This window comes from Arthrobacter sp. efr-133-TYG-104, from assembly GCF_030208915.1.
In the GTDB taxonomy this organism is placed as follows: domain Bacteria; phylum Actinomycetota; class Actinomycetes; order Actinomycetales; family Micrococcaceae; genus Arthrobacter.
The window spans coordinates 86,249-106,471 of record NZ_JARVTA010000018.1 but is presented as its reverse complement, the minus strand read 5'-3'; the positions used below and the strand labels follow the sequence as shown (position 1 = coordinate 106,471).

The window sequence follows — 20,223 nt, the reverse complement described above, 5'->3', positions numbered from 1 at the left end:
CCCTCTAGGCGCAGTTCCTACTCAGGCGCTCTTCCTACTCAGGCGCTCCAGTACACCCCTTACCACCGTTCGGTCCACCGTGGGCCAGAACGGCGGCAGTGCTGCCCGCAGGAACGCCCCGTAGCGTTCTGTCGAAAGCCTGGGATCCAAGACCGCCACAACTCCCCGGTCCCCTGTGGAGCGGATGAGCCGGCCCGCGCCTTGTGCCAAACGGATGGCCGCGTGTGTCGCCGAGACTGCCATGAAGCCGTTGCCGCCGGATTGTGCGACTGCTCTGGAGCGCGCCGTCATCAACGGGTCGTCCGGGCGGGGGAAAGGAATACGGTCAATCACCACCAGGCGGCAGGAACCTCCCGGAACGTCCACTCCTTGCCACAGAGACATGGTTCCGAACAGGCAAGTGTCCGGCTCGTCGGCGAATTGCTTGACCAGGGCCGCCATTGTGGACTCGCCTTGGCAGAGGATATCCACATCCAGCCGCAGCCGCATGGCATCAGCGGCTTCTTCCGCGGCCCGGCGCGAGGAGAAGAGGCACAAGGCCCCGCCGCCGGAGGCCCGAATCAGGTCCTCCAATTCATCCAAGGCCTCCAAGGAAGTACCGCGGCCTGGCTTCGGCAGGTGTTTCGCCACGTAGAGGACCCCCTGTTTGGGGTAGTCAAAGGGGGAACCGACGTCGATCCCGGTCCAACTCGGCGCGCCGTCGCCCAAGAGGCCCAGCCCGCCGGCCGCAGGTTCGAACGCAGCACCGATTGCCAACGTAGCCGACGTCAGTACTACTGTATGGCCCGTGAACAGGCCTTCCCGGAGCCTTCCCGCGACGCTCAGGGGCGCGATATTGATGAGGGCCGGTGCGGTCTCGTCCGGCTGGGAGTACCCCTGCTGGGGGTCGAAGGTGCTGTTGCGCGAGAACCAGACCACCTCCCGATTCTCCTTGGCGGCGAGCAGCCGTTCGCAGAGTTCCAGGATGAGCATGAGCCGCGAGCGCGCCAGCTGCCTCCCGCCGTCGGCAGAGTTTGATCCCGAGGAATCCGGCTTCGAATCCGAGAGCGCTGCGCGCGTTGCCTCGCGCAACTGGTCCAGGCAATCGAGTTGTTCGTCATCGAGTCCGTTGGGCAGCAGCCCGTTCGGCGCTCCGGCGATCGCCATATCCAATCGATCGGCAGCGGCGTTGAGTGCATCAACGGTGATGGCGGTGTGCTTTCGGGCACTTGAAGCTGCAGCATGGACCATGGCGACTGAGAGCTGGCCCGAGACTGCGCCCGTGACGCGGTCCTGTAGCTCGTGTGCCTCATCCACCACAACGACGTCGTACTCGGGCAGAACAGCGAGGCCCTCGAAGGCGCTGACGGCCAGCATCGCGTGATTCGTCACGACGACGTCGGCCTCCCCAGCGCGGGATCGCGCCAGCTCACTGAAGCACTCCTCAGCCATCGGACACTTCTGTGCCCCCAGGCACTCCATGGACGTGACGGACACCTGGCGCCATGCCCTGTCCGTCACGCCGGGCATGAGCTCATCCCGGTCCCCCGTGGTGGTCTTTTCCGCCCACTCCCGAAGCCGCACCACTTCCTTGCCAAGTTGGGACGAAGGTCCCCCCATGGAGGCGGCGAAGTGCGGGACGCTGGTGTCCTCACCGAGTGAGAACAGTTGGCCCTCGGAGGGCTCCTCGCTGGGAAATCCGCCGTCGAGCTTCTGCAAGCAGACGTAGTTGGCCCGGCCTTTGACCAGCGCAACGTTGACCGGGCGTTCAAGCGCAGGGCTGATCGTTTCCAGCAACCGGGGAAGGTCCCGGCCAACGATCTGCGTCTGCAACGCCAGGGTTGCGGTGGACACCAGTGTCGGTTTGTTGCTGACCATGGAATGGGCGATCAAAGGAATCAGGTAAGCCAAGGACTTACCTGTTCCCGTTCCGGCTTGGACCAGCAAATGCTCACCGGTTTCAATGGCCCGGGCGACGTGCTTGGCCATCTCATGCTGGCCGGCACGGCTTTGACCACCCATGCCGGAGACAGCGCGGTCCAGCAATTCCAGGGTGAACTTCTCCCCCACCGACTCGACGGCGTCCGCCGCGACATTCTCAACCATTACTGACGAATGACTCCAGTTCGGCAGCGAGGCCCTCCCGGACCATCGCCACGACGCGCGTTCCACTTTCTTCATGGTCCAGGCTCAGGATCTCAGCATCGGAACTGTGCAGCTTGCTGATCATCTCGCCGCGCTCGTAAGGAATGAGCATTTCAAGCCGAACACCAGGCCGCGGAATGGACCGGCTGATCTCCTCCAAAAGCTCAGAGATTCCGAGTCCGGTCCGGGTGGACACCACCGCGTGCCGGGGTTCCTTCTGCTTGAGGCGCTCCACCACGAAGGGATCGGCGACATCGACCTTGTTCAGGACAATGATCTCGGGGACCTTGCGTGCGTCCACCTCGCTGAACACGGACCGCACTGCCGCGATCTGCCCCTCGGGGTCCGGGTGCGAAGCATCCACGACGTGCAGGATCAAGTCCGCATCCGCCACTTCCTCCAGGGTGGAGCGGAATGCTTCAATCAGCTGCGTCGGCAACGAACGAACAAACCCGACGGTGTCCGCGAGCGTGTAACCGATGCCGTCCGGTGTTTGCGCCTTGCGAACCGTGGGATCCAGGGTGGCGAACAGCGCGTTTTCCACGAGCACGCCTGCGTCCGTCAGGCGGTTCAGCAGCGACGACTTTCCGGCGTTGGTGTACCCGGCAATCGCTACAGACGGAACAGCATTACGACGGCGGTTGGCCCGCTTTGTCTCACGCGCCGGCTTCATTGCCGCGATTTCACGACGAAGCTTAGCCATCCGGGTCCGGATGCGACGGCGATCGAGTTCGATCTTTGTTTCACCCGGACCACGCGAGCCCATACCTGCACCGGCCCCACCCACTTGGCCACCGGCCTGCCGGGACATCGAGTCACCCCAACCACGCAAGCGCGGGAGAAGATACTCGAGCTGGGCGAGCTCCACCTGTGCCTTACCTTCGCGGCTCTTGGCGTGCTGGGCAAAAATGTCCAAAATCAAGGTGGTCCTATCGACAACCTTGACCTTGACAATGTCCTCGAGGCCACGCCGCTGGGAAGGCGCGAGTTCGGTGTCGACCACCACGGTATCGGCACCTGTGGCGGACACAATGTCCTTGAGTTCCTGCGCTTTGCCCGAACCAAGGAACGTACCCGGGTCAGGCTTCGCCCGGCGCTGCACCAAACCGTCGAGAACCTCGGAACCAGCTGTTTCTGCCAAGGCCGCAAGCTCACGGAGCGAGTTCTCGGCGTCGGCCAGGGTACCTTCGGTCCACAGGCCGGCCAAGACCACGCGTTCAAGGCGCAACTGCCGGTATTCAACCTCGGTGACATCTTCGAGTTCGGTAGAGAGACCCGCGGTGCGGCGCAGGGCGCGCCGCTCGGCCAGGTCTTGCTGGTCGCCGTCGTAAATGCTGTGTTCTTGGTCCAAAGCGGAAATGGCCTGCGCCTTGCCGAAGACGCCCTGGGGGTCCTCACGGCTTGCTGGCTGCTCAGGTGCATCCTTGGAAAGTATCCGGTCGATGACGGCCTGGATTTGTTCAGGACTCATGTCCTGGGCGTCGGAATCGGATCCGGAGTGCTTCTGGGTGGTCATGGTCTCCTTAGACTGTTCGGCTATTCCAGAATAGTGCTGATTGCTGTTCAACGGGGCACTCTTCGCGCTGGGCTGACCTGGCTGGGCCAATGGGCCTCCTGTGTGTTGTCCGCGGCGGGCCGAACACAGGGTTCGGGCGCGCGGCTGCTGGCGGATCAAGATGTGAAGTGTTCCGCAGGAAAGGGTGGCCGGCCGGTCAAAAACGGTTTCCCCGGTGGGATGCTGCACTACGGGCAAAATGCCGGGCATCAGGGGACGTGATTTTCAGGGACTCCCGCATCCAAAATTAATGGTGTGCGGGAGGTTGCCGGACGGACCTTGGACTGCGGAAAGGCCCGGCGTGGGCGGACTTGCGCCGAACGGGACCTGCATCGCTGTGGGACCGGTTGTCTGGGATCATCCGGCAATCATTGCACCGGAAGCTCAAACGGCTACTGAAAATTCAAGATCATGTAGTTAATCTTATCATTCGCGTCAAATCGGGCCCCGGAGGCTGCAGTTTCCCAAGCGGCCCACAGCCAACTAATCTGGCAAATTATGGAGTCTGCTCACTATTTCAGTGCCCAACCGGCCGGACCGTTCACCCGCAAGCCCCTCACCGTGGAACTCGCCGGAGAAACACGGCATCTGCAGACTTCCTCCGGGATCTTCAGCCCTGATGCGGTGGATAAGGGAACACTGATACTGCTTTCCGAGGTCCCGTCTCCGTCCCCGCGTGGGAACCTCTTGGACATCGGCTGCGGCTGGGGTCCTATCGCGCTGACCATGGCATTGAAGGCACCCCACGCCACAGTCCACGCGGTCGACGTAAACGAACGCTGCATCGCCCTGACCAATGAGAACGCTGCCCTGCTCGGTCTGGGCAACGTTACGGCGAGCCTGCCGGACGAAGTGGATCCGGGCATCGAGTTCGATACCATCTGGTCCAACCCGCCGATCCGCATCGGCAAAGATGAACTCCATTCCCTCTTGCTTACGTGGCTGCCGCGACTCGCACCGGGCGGAAACGCCTGGCTCGTGGTTCAGAAGAACCTGGGCGCCGACTCACTGCAACGGTGGCTCGCTTCGGAACTGGATGAGAGTTTCACGGTTTCGCGTGAAAGTACGTCAAAATCTTTCAGGATCCTTCGGGTCAGGAAAGCGTCCCAGAAGCAACTATGACGGCGGGGCCGCTCAGTTCCACGTGCTCCTGCCCGCCAGCACCGGGGAAGAACTTGACGCCCACCACCCCGCCGGGGACCTTCACATGCCAGTCGTTGGGCGCGGTAGGGCCAGCCCAATGACGGATGGCAACGGCCGCGGCGCAGGCGCCCGTGCCACAGGATTGGGTCTCGCCCACTCCGCGTTCGTGGACACGCATGGTGATGGTTCCGACGCCGTCCTCCACCAAAGGCTCAGCGGGCACCACAAATTCCACGTTCGTTCCGTTGACTGGCTTGGGCTCCACCACCGGTGCCTTGAAAAGTTGCGTTGCGGACAGCTCGGCCAACTCGGCCAGCGCCACTACGGTGTGGGGGTTGCCCATACTCACGGACAGGCCCGGACGTGCAACTTCCAGCCCCTCGGCGCTGACAAGGGCGTCCATGGCTTTACTGGTGGCCTCACGGGGAAAGATGAACTCCCACGGGCCCATATCCACTGCATACCCGGTGGTTGTCCGCACTACCTTCTTCACGCCACCGCGTGTACCGATGGTCAGGGTTTGTCCCTGCCCCAGATCCACCAAGCCCTCAGTGATGAGGAATTGCACGAAGACGCGGACACCGTTGCCGCACATCTCAGACAAGGAACCGTCACCGTTGCGGTAATCCATGAACCACTCCGCGGCCGGGTCCTGCTCCAGCAATGCCCTGCCCTCGGGAAGGAAACGTGACGGAACGGCGCGAATGAGGCCGTCGCCACCAACGCCCACATGGCGATCGCACAACAATGCCACCTGCTCCGGCGTCACCTCGTGTGCGTCTCCAGGGTCCGCGATGAGGACAAAGTCGTTGCCAGTTCCATGCCCCTTTGAGAACGCCAGTCCCGCGAGGCCGGCGAGTGGCGTGGAGTCGCCTACAGCTGCTGGCTGCTGGGCGGGAAAGGTGGTGGTTTCATCCATGGAACTAGGCTACCTGCCACGGTTGTTTGCCCCGAAATTACCGCCGCCCGAAATTGAATCCGCGGAAGTTAGTCTTGTCCAGCCGCAGCCACGGTTTTGGAGACGAGGTCCGGATCCTGCCAATCAAACCATGCGATGCGGGGATCGGCCCGAAACCATGTCAGCTGGCGTCGAGCGAATTGCCTGGTGGCAACGATTGTCTCCGAGGCCGCGGCAGCGGCGTCCGCTTCGCCGTCGAGCACTTTCAGGAATTGTGAGTAACCCAAGGCGCGCGATGCCGTCTTCCCCTGCCGCAGTCCCGCGTCGTCCAGCCTCCGCACTTCGTTGAGCAGGCCCGCGTCCACCATGGAGTGCACCCGTAGCGCCAAGCGCTCCCTCAGCACCTCCCGGTCCACCGAGAGGCCGATCTGCAGGGCAGGCTGGAAGTACTGGCGCTGGGGCATGAACGAACTGAACGGACGGCCCGTCAGGGCATGCACCTCAAGGGCTCGGATCACGCGGCGGGCATCGCCGAGCCGGCCCGCCGACACCGGATCGACGTCCTCCAGACGGGTCCGTAGCGCCGCTAGGCCGAGGGCTTCGCACTCCTCTTCCAGCTGCTTCCGGACCGAGGTGTCCGTGCCGGGGAATTCAAGGACGTCCAGGGCTGCGCGTATGTACAACCCGGACCCACCCACCAGGATGGCCCGCTTGCCCCGCGAATGAATCTCGGCAATGGCGGCCCGGCATTGTTCCTGGAAGTCTGCCACGCTGGCTTCCTCAGTAACATCCATGATGTCCAAGAGGTGATGCGGGATGCCTTGCCGCTCGTCAACACTGATCTTTGCCGTACCGATGTCCATGCCGCGGTAGAACTGCAGCGCATCAGCGTTGATGACCTCACCATCGAGGGCCTGGGCCAGGCTGACGCCGAGATCCGATTTTCCGGAGCCGGTTGGCCCCACTACCGCGACTACAGACCCCGGGTTACGAAAGACGGGACTCGTCATGTGATCTTGGGTCCGTTGCTAGGCGCGACGAGGCGGCAAGGACGGCATGCCCAGCGAAACGCCCGACGACGAGCCGGAAGCTGATCCGGGTGCCGGGACTCCGCAGGAGTCAGCCTGGGCCCGGTCCCACGCGTCACCGGCGCGCGAACGGCGCAAGTGGTAGTCCGCAGCGGTCAAGGGATCCGCGACGAGGTGGAACGCTGCGGCCTCGGTAATGGTCACGGTCACGAAATCACCTGGACGCGGCGCTTCCACCCCTTCCGGCACGGAAAAATGGACCAGCCTCTGGTCCTTGGAGCGGCCGGACAAGCGGTGCGTTTCTTCGGCTTTACGGCCAGCCTGGGAGGTCACGAGGACTTCAACTTTTTGCCCAAGCTGCCTGGCGTTCTCCTCAGCGGCGATTCGGTCCTGGAGCGCCGTCAGTCGCTCGTAACGCTCCTGAACCACCTCTTTGGGAAGTTGTTCCGGCAAGTCAGCAGCGGGTGTGCCGGGCCGCTTGGAGTACTGGAAAGTGAACGCCGAAGCAAACCGCGACTTCTCCACAACGTCCAAGGTGGCTTGGAAGTCTTCCTCGGTTTCGCCCGGAAAGCCCACGATGATGTCGGTGGTGATCGCCGCGCCCGGGATCCGCTCGCGCACCTTGTCCAGAATTCCGAGGAACTTGCTGGAACGGTAAGAGCGCCGCATATCCTTGAGGACCTTGTCGGAGCCCGATTGCAGCGGCATGTGCAACTGCGGCATGACATTAGGCGTCTCAGCCATGGCGTCGATGACGTCGTCCGTGAACGCTGCGGGGTGGGGACTGGTGAACCGGACCCGTTCGAGGCCATCGATCTCACCGCAGGCCCGCAGAAGCTTGGAGAACGCCAGGCGGTCTCCGAATTCAACACCGTACGAGTTCACATTTTGACCCAGCAACGTCACTTCCACTGCTCCGTCATCGACGAGTGCCTGAACCTCGGCCAGGATCTCTCCCGGACGTCGATCCTTCTCCTTGCCCCGCAGCGAAGGAACTATGCAGAACGTGCAGGTGTTGTTGCAGCCCACGGAGATCGAGACCCAACCGGAGTAGACAGAGTCCCTCTTGGTAGGCAGCGTGGACGGGAAGACGTCCAGGGATTCGAGAATCTCCAACTGGGCTTCATTGTTGTGGCGGGCCCGGTTGAGCAACGCTGGAAGCGCCCCCACGTTGTGGGTACCGAACACGGCGTCTACCCACGGCGCCTTTTTGACGATGGTCTCCCGGTCCTTCTGGGCCAGGCAGCCGCCAACAGCGATCAGCATCCCGGGATTGGCGGCTTTGACCGGCCGCAGCTGGCCCAGGTTTCCGTAGAGCTTGTTGTCCGCGTTCTCGCGCACAGCGCAAGTATTGAAGACCACGACGTCGGCAACGTCACCCTCTGCCGGTACGTAACCCGCCTCCTCGAGAAGGCCCGCCATGCGCTCTGAATCATGGACGTTCATCTGGCAGCCAAAGGTCCGGACCTGATAAGTCCTGGGGTGGGCCAAAGGAGCAGGGGCAGCTGCTGGGGAGGGAATGGTCAAACTCACTACTCAAGGGTACCGGCTTCCGCCAGTACCTCACCGACGATCCTGAATGCCAACGAAGGTGCATAGCCCTTACGGGCCAGCATGGACGCCAGCCTGCGAGTGTATTTGTCCCATTCGGCGCGGTCTGACAAATCAACGCCGGACCGCAGCTTTCGCTGAACGAGCTCCCGGGCGGCCGATTCCTCATCTTCATCGCTGAGCTGCGACAAAGCTTCCTCTGCCGCCTCCAGGTCGATGCCCTTCTCGGTCAGCTCGCGCCGGAGTGCGCCCTTGGCCAACTTCTTGGTCTGTGCACGACTTCGAACCCACATCCGTGCGAACTCGGCGTCGTCGATGAGCTGAACTTCCGCAAAGCGGTCCAAGACCATCTCAGCGACGTCCTCGGGAACATGACGCTCGGCAAGTTTTCGCGCGAGCTGCAGCCTGCTCCGTGGCGCCATTGTCAACTGCCTCAGGACAATGGCACGCGCCACGGATTCAGGATCAGGTTCGCGATCCGGATCGGTTTTGGCATCAACGGGCACGGCCGGACGCCCGGTTCTGTTAACCGTCAACGGCCTTGAGCTTCGGGGAGTCCGCTTCCGGCTTGACGCCCACGCCGAGCTTTTCCTTGATCAATCGTTCGAGCTCCTGGGCCAGTTCGGGATTGTCCCGCAGGAAGCGCCGCGAGTTCTCCATGCCCTGCCCGAGCTGGTCTCCGTCGTAGGTGAACCACGAACCGGATTTCTTGATGATGCCGTGCTCGACACCCATGTCGATAATGCCGCCCTCGCGGGAGATGCCCTGCCCGTAAATGATGTCGAACTCGGCGATCTTGAAGGGCGGAGCCATCTTGTTCTTGACGATCTTTGCCTTGGTGCGGTTACCAACGGAATCCGCACCCTCTTTCAGTGTCTGGATCCGACGGACATCGATGCGGATTGAGGCGTAGAACTTCAGGGCCTTACCACCGGTGGTGGTTTCAGGGGATCCAAAGAAGACGCCGATCTTTTCACGGAGCTGGTTAATGAAGATGGCGGTGGTCTTGGTTTGACTCAAGCGGCCGGTGATCTTACGCAACGCCTGGCTCATGAGGCGTGCCTGCAGGCCCACGTGGGAATCGCCCATTTCGCCTTCAATTTCAGCCCGGGGTACCAACGCTGCCACGGAGTCGATGACGATGACGTCCAGTGAACCCGAACCGACAAGCATGTCCATGATTTCCAGGGCCTGCTCTCCGGTGTCCGGCTGGGAAACAAGGAGTGCGTCCGTGTCCACGCCAAGCTTTGCTGCGTAGTCCGGATCCAGTGCGTGCTCGGCGTCGATGAAGGCCGCGATGCCACCGGCGCGCTGTGCGTTCGCCACCGCGTGCAGGGCCACAGTGGTTTTACCGGAGGATTCCGGGCCGTAGATTTCCACGACGCGCCCCCGCGGCAGGCCGCCAATGCCAAGGGCGACATCCAAGGCTATGGAGCCGGTGGGAATAACCTCGATGGGAGCGCGGGTGTCATCACCCAGACGCATGATAGAGCCTTTGCCGAACTGCTTGTCGATCTGGGCAAGCGCTGCTTCGAGCGCCTTTTCACGATCCGGGGCTGCCGCCATGGTTCACACCTCTGATGCTTTCTCGCTGTGGAGTGGCCCGAAGGGCCGCTTTCCTGTCATGTCAGACGCTATTACGGTGCCCTGACATTTTTTCAAGTCGATCCCTGCTATGTGGATAAACGGGGCTGCCGGATGCTCTGGAACGCGTCTTTCAGGATCAATTTTCCTCTTTCAGGAGCATATCCCCATCCGAACAGATATTCGAACAAATCACCGCGGTGTGTCTCCGGCGGGTCGGATGCCAGCGCCAAGTGGGTAGGGCCTCAGTTGGCTGCGGGCTTGATATCCCGGCCAAGCCTTCGCTCCGGCGGGACATCCTGGACCTCGCACATCGCCAGCCAGACATCGCGGGGCTGAAAGCCCGAAGCCAGGGCGTCCACGGCCGTTCGTCCGCCGACGCCGGCCAGCACCAGGGAACTGGCGAGGACCCGGGAGTAACCGGACCCGAACTCGTCGTCCATCAGTCGCCAAAAGTCACTTGCCCTCACGGATAGAGTCTCTCACAGCGACGGACTCTAGAATGGTTGCCATGAGCAATCCTTTCCCGAACGCGCCGCTTCCGGCCGTCGGAGGCGACGCCGAAGATGATGCCCTTCGGCAAGTGGAACATCAACTGAGCCTGCTCCTGCGGCGGGCGCGTTCGCTGTCCCAGCAACTTTCCCGCCAGGTTCATCCCGACATGGAGCCTGCGGCCTACGGGCTACTGACCGTCATTCGTAAAGATGGTCCGATCCGGCTGACGGAGCTTGCAACCTGCATTGGCGTCGGCAAACCATCGGTCAGCCGGCAGATTGCCTTCCTTGAGAGCATCGGGCTCGTCTACAAGGAAGCCGACCCCCAGGACGGCAGGGCCCAGTCAATCCGCTTGACGGACAAGGGCGAAGAAAAGATGCATCAGGTCCAAGACGCCCGGAAGCAGGTTTTTCGGGAACGCCTGGGCGAATGGCCAGCGGAGGATGTCCAAGCGTTGGCAGACTACATGGGGCGGCTCAATGCCGTTTACGCAGACGGACTCCTGAGGGAATCCTCTTCCAAGGAGTTCACCTCCAAGGAGCTGGCCCCCAAGGAACCGGCCCCCACCGACTCAGGTTCCAGCCAACAGGCACACTGATACTCTGCGTACAACAAAGGGTCCCCAAGCCGACAAGCTTGGGGACCCTTTGTGCTCCTCGTGGAGGACTCTTAGCGAGCGCCGGAGAGCATCCCCTGGGGGAAGTCGTCCGTGAGGTCCATATCGCGACCGTAACGCTGGGAAAATTCTTGTGGAACGGTGTCCGGGACTGCAACGCCTTCGGCTACTGCCACACGGTCGCTGACTTCACGAAGCATCAGGGACAACGGGACGTCCAAGGCGGTGCAAATGGAGGACAAGAGTTCCGAGGAGGCCTCTTTCTGGCCACGCTCAACTTCGCTCAGGTAACCAAGCGATACACGGGCACTGTGCGAGACCTCGCGAAGGGTACGGCCCTGGCGCTGGCGGACATCGCGCAATACATCACCAATTTCGTGGCGTAGTACAACCATTTTGCGCTCCTTCTGTTCGCTCTGTGCCTGACTAGCCAAGCCCACATCCCTCCAGCGGACAACGCCGTTTACGGATACGGGCTGCTTTACCATCTGGATCGCCTTACTCCCTCGTTCATCCGGATCGCTGGCTTGCGGACCCGGTTAATGTCTTCATCCTAGGCGCCCCGGCTCATCCGAGGCGACACAATGACACAACTATTGGGAATGACTTTTTGTTCCCGGCTACTTTACGAACGGTAACCAACCTCACCAAGGGCGGCAAGCAGACGCGCCAAAGCGGCTTCGCATGACTGCTCCCTGATACTTTGCCTGTCCCCGGAAAAACGGTATTCAAACGATGTTTGTCCCGTTTGTGTGGCGACACCGATGAAAACCGTGCCCACGGCTTTGCCGTCGTGCGGCTCAGGACCCGCCACGCCCGTGGTCGAGATTCCGACGTCGGCGCCGCAGACTCGTCGGGCCCCGCTGGCCATTTCCGCAGCCACCCCGCCGTCGACGGATCCGACGTCGGCCAGCAGTTCCATAGGGACGCCGAGGACACCGGCCTTGACTGCATTGTGGTACGCGACAACACCGCCCTGCAGCATGCCGGAGGCGCCCGGCGTATTGGCAAGTGCCGCAGCGACCATCCCGGCAGTGAGCGACTCCGCAGTCGCGACGGTGAGGTCTTGTTCAATGGCGCGGGCAACCACTGCGGCCGCGGACCGTGCCGAGCCGGAAGCGGCTACCGGAATGCTCACGCGCGCCGTCCGGCCGCACGGAGTTTCATCGCCTGGATCACGTACTCCACACCGGTCCACAGCGTGATCGCCAGTGCAACCATCATGACTCCGAACGCCACGTATACCAGCCAGGGGGCTATCGCCCCCAGCGGCAGGATGTAGAGGAAGATGGCCGCGGTTTGCACCACAGTCTTCAGCTTCCCGCCCCGGGAAGCGGGCATGACGCCGTAACGGATCACGAAGAAGCGAAGGGCAGTGATCCCCCACTCCCGGACGAGGATGAGGATGGTGGCCCACCACGGGAGTTCGCCCAGTACGGATAGGAGGACCAAGGCCGAACCGATCAGCAGTTTGTCGGCAATGGGATCGGCGATCTTCCCGAAGTTCGTGACGAGGCCGCGGGCCCTGGCTATGTCGCCGTCGAGCTTGTCTGTGTAGATCGCGACCGCAAAAGTGAGCACAGCGGCCCAGCGCCAAATGCCGTTCCGGGAATCGTCAGCGAGCAGGAACCAGATAAAGAACGGGACCAGGACGATGCGCAGCATCGTGAGGATGTTGGGCAGGTTCCAGATGTCGGAACTTCTCGACGCGGTGGTATCGCCCTCGGCTGTAGTCACCCTTCTAGGCTACAGTCTTTGGAGCTACCGCCCGGTGAGCGACCAGGCGTCCTCGCCGCCGTCGTCGTCATCCGGACCGTCAGCACCGTCGTGGTACTCAATGGCCTGCGTGCGATTGTCCAGGTCTGCTGCCACAAGGTCTTCCGCATAACCGCCGACGGCGATATTCGAGTTTGCGTTGTCGCTGAGGGCCGCCGTGTGCGCATCGGGCGCAGCCGGTGATTCCTGTCCCTTCATCGCTGCAAGGACGGCTGCGAGATCGTCCGGCTTGACCAGGACGTCCCGCGCTTTGGAGCCTTCGGAAGGGCCCACCACGCCACGCGATTCAAGAAGGTCCATGAGCCTGCCCGCCTTAGCGAAGCCGACGCGAAGCTTGCGCTGGAGCATTGAGGTGGAGCCGAACTGCGTGGTGACCACCAACTCGGTTGCCTGCAACAGCACCTCGAGATCGTCTCCGATGTCGTCGTCGATCTGCTTCTTGGGGGCCTCTGCGGCAACGTCGTCACGGTAGACGGCTTGGAGCTGTCCCTTGACGTGCTCCACCACCTTATGGATCTCCGACTCGGTGACCCAGGCGCCCTGCACGCGCATCGCTTTGGAGGCACCCATCGGCAGGAACAAGGCGTCACCTTGGCCGATGAGTTTCTCGGCACCCGGCTGGTCCAGCACAACGCGGGAGTCGGTAACAGACGAGGTAGCAAAAGCCATCCGGGACGGAACGTTGGCCTTGATCAAACCTGTGACCACGTCAACGGATGGGCGCTGGGTCGCAAGGACCAAGTGGATGCCAGCGGCACGGGCGAGCTGGGTGATGCGGACAATCGAGTCTTCGACGTCGCGCGGTGCCACCATCATGAGGTCGGCGAGCTCGTCCACGATCACCAGCAAGTACGGGTAGGGCTTGATGACGCGCTTGGAGTCCACTGGCGGCACTACCTTGCCCGCCCTGACCGCTTTATTGAAGTCGTCGATGTGCTTGTAGCCGTAGTTTGCCAGGTCGTCGTAGCGGGCGTCCATTTCCCGGACTACCCACTGCAGCGCCTCGGCTGCCTTCTTCGGGTTGGTGATGATGGGCGTGATGAGGTGCGGAACGCCCTCATAAGCGGTCAGTTCCACGCGCTTGGGGTCCACCATGACCATACGGACTTCATCGGGGGTGGCCCGCATGAGGATCGACGTGATCATGGAGTTTACGAAGCTGGACTTACCGGCACCGGTAGCACCGGCCACCAGCAAGTGCGGCATCTTGGCAAGGTTGGCTACCACGTAGCCGCCCTCAACGTCTTTGCCCACTCCCATGACCATGGGATGGTCCGTTCGGCGGGCATTCTGGCTCCGCAGGACATCGCCCAAAGAGACAGTTTCGCGGTCGGTGTTGGGAATTTCGATGCCGATGGCGGATTTGCCCGGGATGGGGCTCAGGATGCGGACATCGCTCGACGCCACGGCGTAGGAAATGTTCTTGGACAACGCCGTGACGCGTTCAACTTTGGTGCCGGGCGAGAGTTCGATCTCGTAGCGGGTTACCGTTGGACCACGGCTGAACCCGGTCACCGCGGCGTCAACGTTGAACTGGGTGAGCGTATCGGTCAAAGCAGCGACGACGGCGTCATTGGCCTCCGTGCGCTCCTTCGGAATGGAGCCCGGCGCCAGGTAATCCGAGGAAGGCAGCGTATACGTGACATCTCCGGCGAGCGAGAGTTGCTCGGTGCGCTGCGGGATGGGCGTAGGAGGTGGTGCCGGCGCGGCCGGACGGGCCGGAACCTGTTCCACGGCCTGCGCGCTGACCTGCGGCGCCGCCTGTGGCGTAATCATCGGGATGGCTTCGGTGGGATTGTCTATTCCGGCAGCTCCACCCAGGCCTTGGGCGGCCTTGATCTTGCCCACTGCGATCTCGGCCTGGGTGGGCCGACGCACGCCCGGCGGCACGCGAGGACCGGAACTTCCCGCTGCACGGGAGTCGTCGGAGGCTTGAGTCGATTCGTCGTCGTCGATGATTGCGTGCTCAAAGGCCTCGTCACCGACGTAACCCTCAAGTCCGGGACCAGGGTCCGTATCCTTGCCGAAGAAGCGAGAGCGCCTCTTTTTCTTTGGAGCGGCGGCGGCCTGGCTCTGGTATAGGTAGCTGCGATCGTGGCCGTCATCGCCGGGTTCGTCCATCAGGTCAATACCCATGAGATGGTCATAAGCCCCGCGGATACGGGACGGAATGGCGCCAAAGGGTGTCGCCGTCACAATCAACACGGACACGAAGGCCAGGAAAGCGTAGAGAGCCAGCGGAACGGCACGATGAATTGCGGCCAAGGGCGCTGCTGCCAGGAAACCAAGCATTCCGCCCGCGTTCCGGAGGCCTTCGAAGCCATCGCCCACCGTCGGGAGGCCACCGAAGACATGGGCGAGCCCGCATCCGGCAAGGGTCATGATCATGAAACCGATGCCCACGCGGTTGTTTCCCCGCCCATCCTGGGGACGGCGGAACAGCCGGAAGGCGCACACAAAAAGCATGAACGGCAGCAACAGTGTCATCCAGCCGAAAGTTCCGTTGACCACGGCATGAACGGCGTCAGGAAGCCAGCCGGTCAGGCCCCACCAAGCGAAAGTGGCAATAGCCACCGCCAGCACGAGATTGAAAAGTGCTGCTCCGTCCCGGCGGTCGGCAGGGTCAAGGTCGCTGACGTCTTGGCCTATACGGCGGACCCCTGCGCCTACAAGGTGGCCCAGTCCTTGCCACGCGCCTGAAAGCATGCGCAGCGGCAGTGGAACCACGGGCTCGACGGCGGCTGCTTGCTTGCTGCGGGCACTGCTGCCGCGACCGTTCCTGGCGGCAGATGAACCGCTTTTCGATGCGGCTGCGCTGGTTTTGGATGCGGCTCCGCTCCGGCCTGTTCCGCCGGGTTTACTGCTGGAGCTGCCTCGTGGCGCGGAGGTAGTACGGGTCGCCATACAAGCCACGCTACCCCAAGGGGGCCTGAAATCCGGGGATTTCAGGCCCCCTTGGGGAACATGTTCAATGGCATGGACGCCTCACGCGCGCAGACCGGTTACTGAGAACTACGCCTCCAGGACCACAGGGATGATCATGGGACGCCGGCGGAGCTTGCGGTTGACCCAGGTGCCAATGATTCGCCGGACCACCTGCTGCAACTGGTGGGTAGTGTGGTCCGCGTGGTTGAGTACTGCTTCTTCGAGAGCGGCATTGATTTTGGGGATGATCTCGTCAAAGACGGAATCGTCCTCGGCAACTCCCCTGGCGTGGATTTCCGGACCGGACACGATCTTTCCAGTGTTTCTGTTGATGACCGTGATGATGGAAATGAATCCCTCATCGCCCAGGATGCGGCGGTCCTTCAAATCGGCGTCGGTAATTTCTCCCACGCTGGACCCGTCCACATAAACGAAGCCCACCTCCACTTGGCCCACGATGTTGGCCACGTGGTCTTTCAGGTCGATCACGGTGCCGTTGTCACTGAGGATGATGCCGTCGGACGGCACGCCTGACTCCAACGCAATGTTGCCGTTGGCAATGAGGTGCCGCGTTTCTCCGTGGACCGGCATGGCATTGAGCGGCTCGAGAATGTTGTAGCAGTAAAGGAGTTCGCCTGCTGCGGCGTGCCCGGAGACGTGGACTTTTGCCGTGCCCTTGTGGATCACGTCAGCACCGAGCTTCAGGAGCCCGTTGATGATGCGGAAGACTGCATTCTCGTTACCTGGAATCAGGCTGGAGGCAAGGATGACGGTATCGCCTTGGCCTACGACCACGCGGTGGTCGCCGTTGGCCATGCGGGAAAGCGCAGCCATGGGTTCACCTTGGGAACCCGTGGACATGAGGACCACACGGTCATCGGGCATAGTGTCAATGTTCTTGATGTCCACCACGATGTTTGGCGGCACATCCAGGTAGCCGAGCTTGGCGGCAATAGCCATGTTGCGCACCATCGACCGGCCCACGAACGCCACTTTGCGGTTGTGCTTTGCAGCCGCATCCAGCACTTGCTGTACACGGTGTACGTGGGACGAGAAAGACGCCACGATGATGCGCTTCTTGGCCTGGCCGAACAGGCGATCCAAGGTGGGACCAATCTCCTTTTCGGCCGTGGTGAACCCGGGCACGTCGGCATTGGTGGAATCTGCCATGAAAAGGTCCACGCCTTCTTCACCCAAGCGGGCGAAGTGCCGGAGATCGGTGATTCGGCCATCCAAAGGCAACTGGTCCATCTTGAAGTCGCCTGTGTGGAGGACGTTTCCGCCGTCGGTCCGGATAAAGACCGCCAAGGCATCCGGGATGGAGTGGTTGACCGCAACGAATTCACATTCGAAAGGCCCGAACTGCTCCACTTGGCCTTCGGTCACGGTCAGCGTGTACGGCTTGATCCGGTGCTCCTGCAGCTTTGCCTCGACCAGCGCCAGGGTCAACTGGGACCCGATCAGCGGGATATCAGCCTTCAGGCGCAGGAGATACGGGACAGCACCAATGTGGTCTTCGTGGCCGTGCGTCAGCACAACTCCTACTACGTCCTGCAGCCGGTCCTCGATGTACGAGAAATCGGGCAGGATCAAATCGACTCCGGGTTGGGTCTCCTCAGGGAAGAGCACACCACAGTCAACCACCAACAACTTGCCGTCGATTTCGAAGACAGCCATGTTGCGGCCGATCTCTCCCAGTCCACCAAGCGGAACTATCCGCAACGTACCTTTCGGCAATTTAGGCGGAGTAACCAGTCCAGGAAGGGCGGTTTGGGTCATATTTTGCTACTTTCCGGCGAAACGGTCCTAGACAGTGAAGTCCATTCCGGCTTCGGCCAAATCCCCGCGGATGGTGTCGATCTCGGCCTCGTCCGGCTCCACGAGGGGCAAACGGACAACCGAGTTGGGCAGGACTCCCTGCCACTTGAGAATCTGCTTGGCGGCTACTGCGCCTTGGACCCGGGTCATGGTTGCACGGACCACAGGCTCCAATTCAAAATTGATGGTTCGCGCTGTGGCGAGGTCACTGGCGTTCATGGCGTCTACCAAGTCACGGAAGCGACGCGTGGCAACATGGGTGGTCACGCCTACGAGCCCCACTGCCCCCAGCGCCATCCACTGCAGTGTCAATCCGTCATCGCCGGAGTAGAACACCAGATCGGTCTCGGCCATGACGCGGGTGGCGGCGGCGAAATCGGCTTTGGCGTCCTTGACGGCCACGATGTTCCGGTGTTTGGACAACGCGATCATGGTTTCGGGTGCGATCGCCACCGATGAACGGCCCGGGATGTCGTACAGCATCACCGGCAGGTCCGTAGATGAGGCAACAGCCTCGAAGTGCGCACGAAGCCCCGACTGACTCGGCTTGTTGTAGTAAGGGGTAACCACGAGAAGGCCGTCGACGCCGACTTCGGCAGCGCGCTGGGAGAGATGCACGGAGTGCGCCGTGTCGTTGGTCCCGGTCCCTGCAATGATGGCAGCTTTGCCACCAACAGCTTCCTTGACTGCGCGGAACATGCCCAGGTTCTCGTCGTCCGTAAGGGTGGACGTCTCGCCGGTGGTGCCCGTGACCACCAGGCCATCGCAACCGTCCTCGACGAGTTTTTCCGCAAGGGCCGCGGCCTGATGGTAATCCACCTTGCCGTCCTCGGTGAACGGAGTAACCATGGCGGTCAGCAGGGTACCAAGGGCGGGAATGCGGGCGTGCGAGTCAGACATAGGAAAAACGTTACCTTGTCCGGGGCACGTTAGAAGAATGGGTCCGTGTGATGGTACTCATCCAGGCTGTGGGGCCGGGGTTAGGGGGTGGCTGTCCGACGACCGGGCTGGCCGGCGCAATACTGCTCCACGGCCCGTTCCTTGAGGTGCTCGGCCCAGCCGACCAGGCGCTGCGCAGCCCTGACGTATTCGAAAAGTTCCAAGGGCGTCAGGGAGTCCAGGTCCGTTTCCGACAAGCGGCGGGCCAACTCCGCCCCGGGCTCCTGTTCGGCAAGCACTTTGCCCTCCCGGTGCCACTGGGTGTCTTCGGGGGACTTACCCGTGACGAGTTGCCGGAACAGAAAGTCAACCACTCCCGGACTCATGGCTTTCATCGGCTCATGGAGGCCTTCGGGCAGCTTGGCTACATCACTCATGCAGCAATGCTATTCGAACATATATTCGAACACAAGGCTCATTGAAAGTCCGGAACCGGGGACGCTGCCATCCAGCGCAAAGGAGGGGGCGCTTTCGGCTGAGGCTACCGTCCAGCCGTCGTTGCTTGGGATCGGAAGAGTCTGACCGCATCCCTCATGGACTCCCGGGCACGCTTCCGGTCCCCCGATGCGTCGTAGGCGCAGCTCAAACGGAACCACGAACGCCAATCGCCGGGCGCGGCCTCCGCCTCGGCACGGTACTTCTCGAACTCGGCGTCTGCGGCCGCACGTACTATCCGTCCCGCAGGTGTCCGGGGCAGCTCGTCGACCGGCAAACCACCCTCGGCCTCCAGGACCTTGGCCATTTGCTCAGTCCTGGCACCGAACAAAAGCTCGCGGATCATCGCCCAGGCGCCGATCAGGGGCAGGACAAGGTAAGCGGCACCAATTGCCTTGGCGATGAGGTTGGCATCGCCAAGCAGGAGGATTGAACGCTGCAGGGACACCACCAAATACAGCACGAGTAAAAGGGTGATGGCGCCGACCCACACTTTGGTGCGGTTTTTCTTCAGAACGCTCCAGAAGTTCCCCATGTCCTAGAGTCCCAGGTCCAGGTAGCCGTCCAAGCCAACGGTCAGGCCGGGGTGGGACGAAACCTGGCGCAATCCCAGCAACACGCCGGGCATGAACGAGGCTCGATCGAAGGAATCGTGACGGAGTGTCAGCTGCTCCCCCGGCCCGCCGAACAGGACCTCTTGGTGTGCCACGAGGCCGCGGAGTCGCACGCTGTGGACGCGCACGCCGTCGACATCGCAACCGCGAGCCCCCTCCAGGGACGACTCCGTAGCGTCCGGGCTGGCCGGAACTCCGGCTTCCTCGCGGGCTTGGGCGATGAGCTGGGCGGTACGGACGGAGGTGCCGGACGGAGCATCGACCTTGTTCGGGTGATGCAATTCAATGATTTCCACTGACTCGAAGTATTGCGCGGCTTTGGCGGCGAACGCCGAAGCCAGCACTGACCCCAAGGCAAAGTTGGGTGCAATGAGGACACCGGTTTCGGTGTGGGCTTCCAGCAGTTTCCGCAACGATGCCAACCGCTCCGCGTCCCACCCGGTCGTTCCCACCACAGCGTGGATGCCATGCTCGACGGCGAAGCGGACGTTTGCCTCGGTGGTGTCCGGAACCGTGAGGTCCACAACATACTGTGCACCGGCGTCGAGAAGTGTATCCATGGAGTCTCCGCGGCCCAGGGCCGCCACGAGCTTCATGTCGGCAGCTGCGTCGACGGCCTTGACAGCCTCACGTCCCATGCGTCCATTGGCGCCAAGTACTGCAACAGCAAGTTGTTCGGTCATGGAGTCAACCCTACCGCCGGGCTACCCGCCGGCTGGAAC

Annotated in this window: 19 protein-coding genes; 2 read left to right on the top strand and 17 right to left on the bottom strand. The window is 62.1% G+C overall.

The genetic code is table 11. The annotated features are described in order from the left end of the window. Positions 1 to 21 precede the first annotated feature (21 nt). Positions 22 to 2,085, bottom strand: coding sequence for an ATP-dependent DNA helicase (locus QRN04_RS13955; protein WP_284976621.1), 2,064 nt, complete (start codon positions 2,083 to 2,085; stop codon positions 22 to 24). Continuing rightward, positions 2,078 to 3,640, bottom strand: a complete 1,563-nt coding sequence (hflX, locus tag QRN04_RS13950) for a GTPase HflX (RefSeq protein ID WP_284976620.1) — start codon at positions 3,638 to 3,640, stop codon at positions 2,078 to 2,080. The genes QRN04_RS13955 and hflX overlap by 8 nt, the downstream gene beginning before the upstream one ends. A gap of 537 nt (positions 3,641 to 4,177) precedes the next feature. Between hflX and QRN04_RS13945 the strand changes: the two genes are divergently transcribed. After that, on the top strand, positions 4,178 to 4,801 hold the full coding sequence (locus QRN04_RS13945; protein WP_284976619.1) for a class I SAM-dependent methyltransferase: 624 nt from the start codon (positions 4,178 to 4,180) through the stop codon (positions 4,799 to 4,801). On the opposite strand, the gene dapF is transcribed toward QRN04_RS13945, so the two are convergent. From dapF to QRN04_RS13915, 6 genes are all read right to left on the bottom strand, one after another. Beyond that, positions 4,773 to 5,741, bottom strand: a complete 969-nt coding sequence (dapF, locus tag QRN04_RS13940) for a diaminopimelate epimerase (RefSeq protein WP_284976618.1) — start codon at positions 5,739 to 5,741, stop codon at positions 4,773 to 4,775. The two genes, QRN04_RS13945 and dapF, sit on opposite strands and share 29 nt — an antisense overlap. Before the next feature lie 68 nt (positions 5,742 to 5,809). Continuing rightward, positions 5,810 to 6,730 (bottom strand): tRNA (adenosine(37)-N6)-dimethylallyltransferase MiaA, encoded by a 921-nt coding sequence (miaA, locus tag QRN04_RS13935; RefSeq protein WP_284976617.1) that lies wholly within the window; start codon positions 6,728 to 6,730, stop codon positions 5,810 to 5,812. Between the two features lie 18 nt (positions 6,731 to 6,748). Next, on the bottom strand, positions 6,749 to 8,281 hold the full coding sequence (gene miaB, locus QRN04_RS13930) for a tRNA (N6-isopentenyl adenosine(37)-C2)-methylthiotransferase MiaB (protein ID WP_284976616.1): 1,533 nt from the start codon (positions 8,279 to 8,281) through the stop codon (positions 6,749 to 6,751). After that, the gene (locus tag QRN04_RS13925; RefSeq protein ID WP_502868802.1) at positions 8,281 to 8,805 is read right to left on the bottom strand and encodes a regulatory protein RecX; all 525 of its coding nucleotides are present in this window, start codon (positions 8,803 to 8,805) and stop codon (positions 8,281 to 8,283) included. Before QRN04_RS13925 ends, miaB begins: the two co-directional genes overlap by 1 nt. Positions 8,806 to 8,824: 19 nt before the next feature. Continuing rightward, positions 8,825 to 9,865, bottom strand: a complete 1,041-nt coding sequence (gene recA, locus QRN04_RS13920) for a recombinase RecA (protein WP_284976615.1) — start codon at positions 9,863 to 9,865, stop codon at positions 8,825 to 8,827. A gap of 263 nt (positions 9,866 to 10,128) precedes the next feature. Continuing rightward, entirely contained in the window at positions 10,129 to 10,353 is a 225-nt protein-coding gene (locus tag QRN04_RS13915; RefSeq protein ID WP_410551051.1) for a DUF3046 domain-containing protein, read from the bottom strand. A gap of 41 nt (positions 10,354 to 10,394) precedes the next feature. Here QRN04_RS13915 and QRN04_RS13910 point away from each other — a divergent pair, with 41 nt between their 5' ends. Next, on the top strand, positions 10,395 to 10,976 hold the full coding sequence (locus tag QRN04_RS13910) for a MarR family winged helix-turn-helix transcriptional regulator (RefSeq protein ID WP_284976614.1): 582 nt from the start codon (positions 10,395 to 10,397) through the stop codon (positions 10,974 to 10,976). 71 nt (positions 10,977 to 11,047) lie between these two features. On the opposite strand, the gene QRN04_RS13905 is transcribed toward QRN04_RS13910, so the two are convergent. The 9 genes from QRN04_RS13905 to dapB all read right to left on the bottom strand — a co-directional run bounded on the left by QRN04_RS13905 (position 11,048) and on the right by dapB (position 20,184). Further along, complete coding sequence (locus QRN04_RS13905) at positions 11,048 to 11,482, bottom strand: helix-turn-helix domain-containing protein (protein WP_284976613.1); 435 nt, start codon at positions 11,480 to 11,482, stop codon at positions 11,048 to 11,050. Positions 11,483 to 11,619: 137 nt separating this feature from the next. After that, positions 11,620 to 12,126, bottom strand: coding sequence for a CinA family protein (locus tag QRN04_RS13900; protein ID WP_502868805.1), 507 nt, complete (start codon positions 12,124 to 12,126; stop codon positions 11,620 to 11,622). A gap of 2 nt (positions 12,127 to 12,128) precedes the next feature. After that, positions 12,129 to 12,731 carry a CDP-diacylglycerol--glycerol-3-phosphate 3-phosphatidyltransferase gene (gene pgsA, locus QRN04_RS13895; RefSeq protein WP_284976611.1) on the bottom strand — a complete coding sequence of 201 codons (603 nt, stop codon included), beginning with the start codon at positions 12,729 to 12,731 and terminating at the stop codon, positions 12,129 to 12,131. Between the two features lie 24 nt (positions 12,732 to 12,755). After that, the gene (locus tag QRN04_RS13890; RefSeq protein WP_284976610.1) at positions 12,756 to 15,674 is read right to left on the bottom strand and encodes an FtsK/SpoIIIE family DNA translocase; all 2,919 of its coding nucleotides are present in this window, start codon (positions 15,672 to 15,674) and stop codon (positions 12,756 to 12,758) included. 108 nt (positions 15,675 to 15,782) lie between these two features. After that, positions 15,783 to 17,474, bottom strand: coding sequence for a ribonuclease J (locus QRN04_RS13885; RefSeq protein WP_284976609.1), 1,692 nt, complete (start codon positions 17,472 to 17,474; stop codon positions 15,783 to 15,785). Positions 17,475 to 17,501: 27 nt separating this feature from the next. After that, positions 17,502 to 18,413, bottom strand: coding sequence for a 4-hydroxy-tetrahydrodipicolinate synthase (gene dapA, locus QRN04_RS13880; protein ID WP_284976608.1), 912 nt, complete (start codon positions 18,411 to 18,413; stop codon positions 17,502 to 17,504). 80 nt (positions 18,414 to 18,493) lie between these two features. Continuing rightward, a complete protein-coding gene (locus QRN04_RS13875) occupies positions 18,494 to 18,829 on the bottom strand; it encodes a hypothetical protein (RefSeq protein ID WP_284976607.1) in 336 nt (111 codons plus the stop codon). A 104-nt stretch (positions 18,830 to 18,933) separates the two neighbouring features. Further along, entirely contained in the window at positions 18,934 to 19,422 is a 489-nt protein-coding gene (locus QRN04_RS13870) for a hypothetical protein (RefSeq protein ID WP_284976606.1), read from the bottom strand. 3 nt (positions 19,423 to 19,425) lie between these two features. Beyond that, a complete protein-coding gene (dapB, locus tag QRN04_RS13865; RefSeq protein ID WP_284976605.1) occupies positions 19,426 to 20,184 on the bottom strand; it encodes a 4-hydroxy-tetrahydrodipicolinate reductase in 759 nt (252 codons plus the stop codon). Positions 20,185 to 20,223 lie beyond the last annotated feature (39 nt).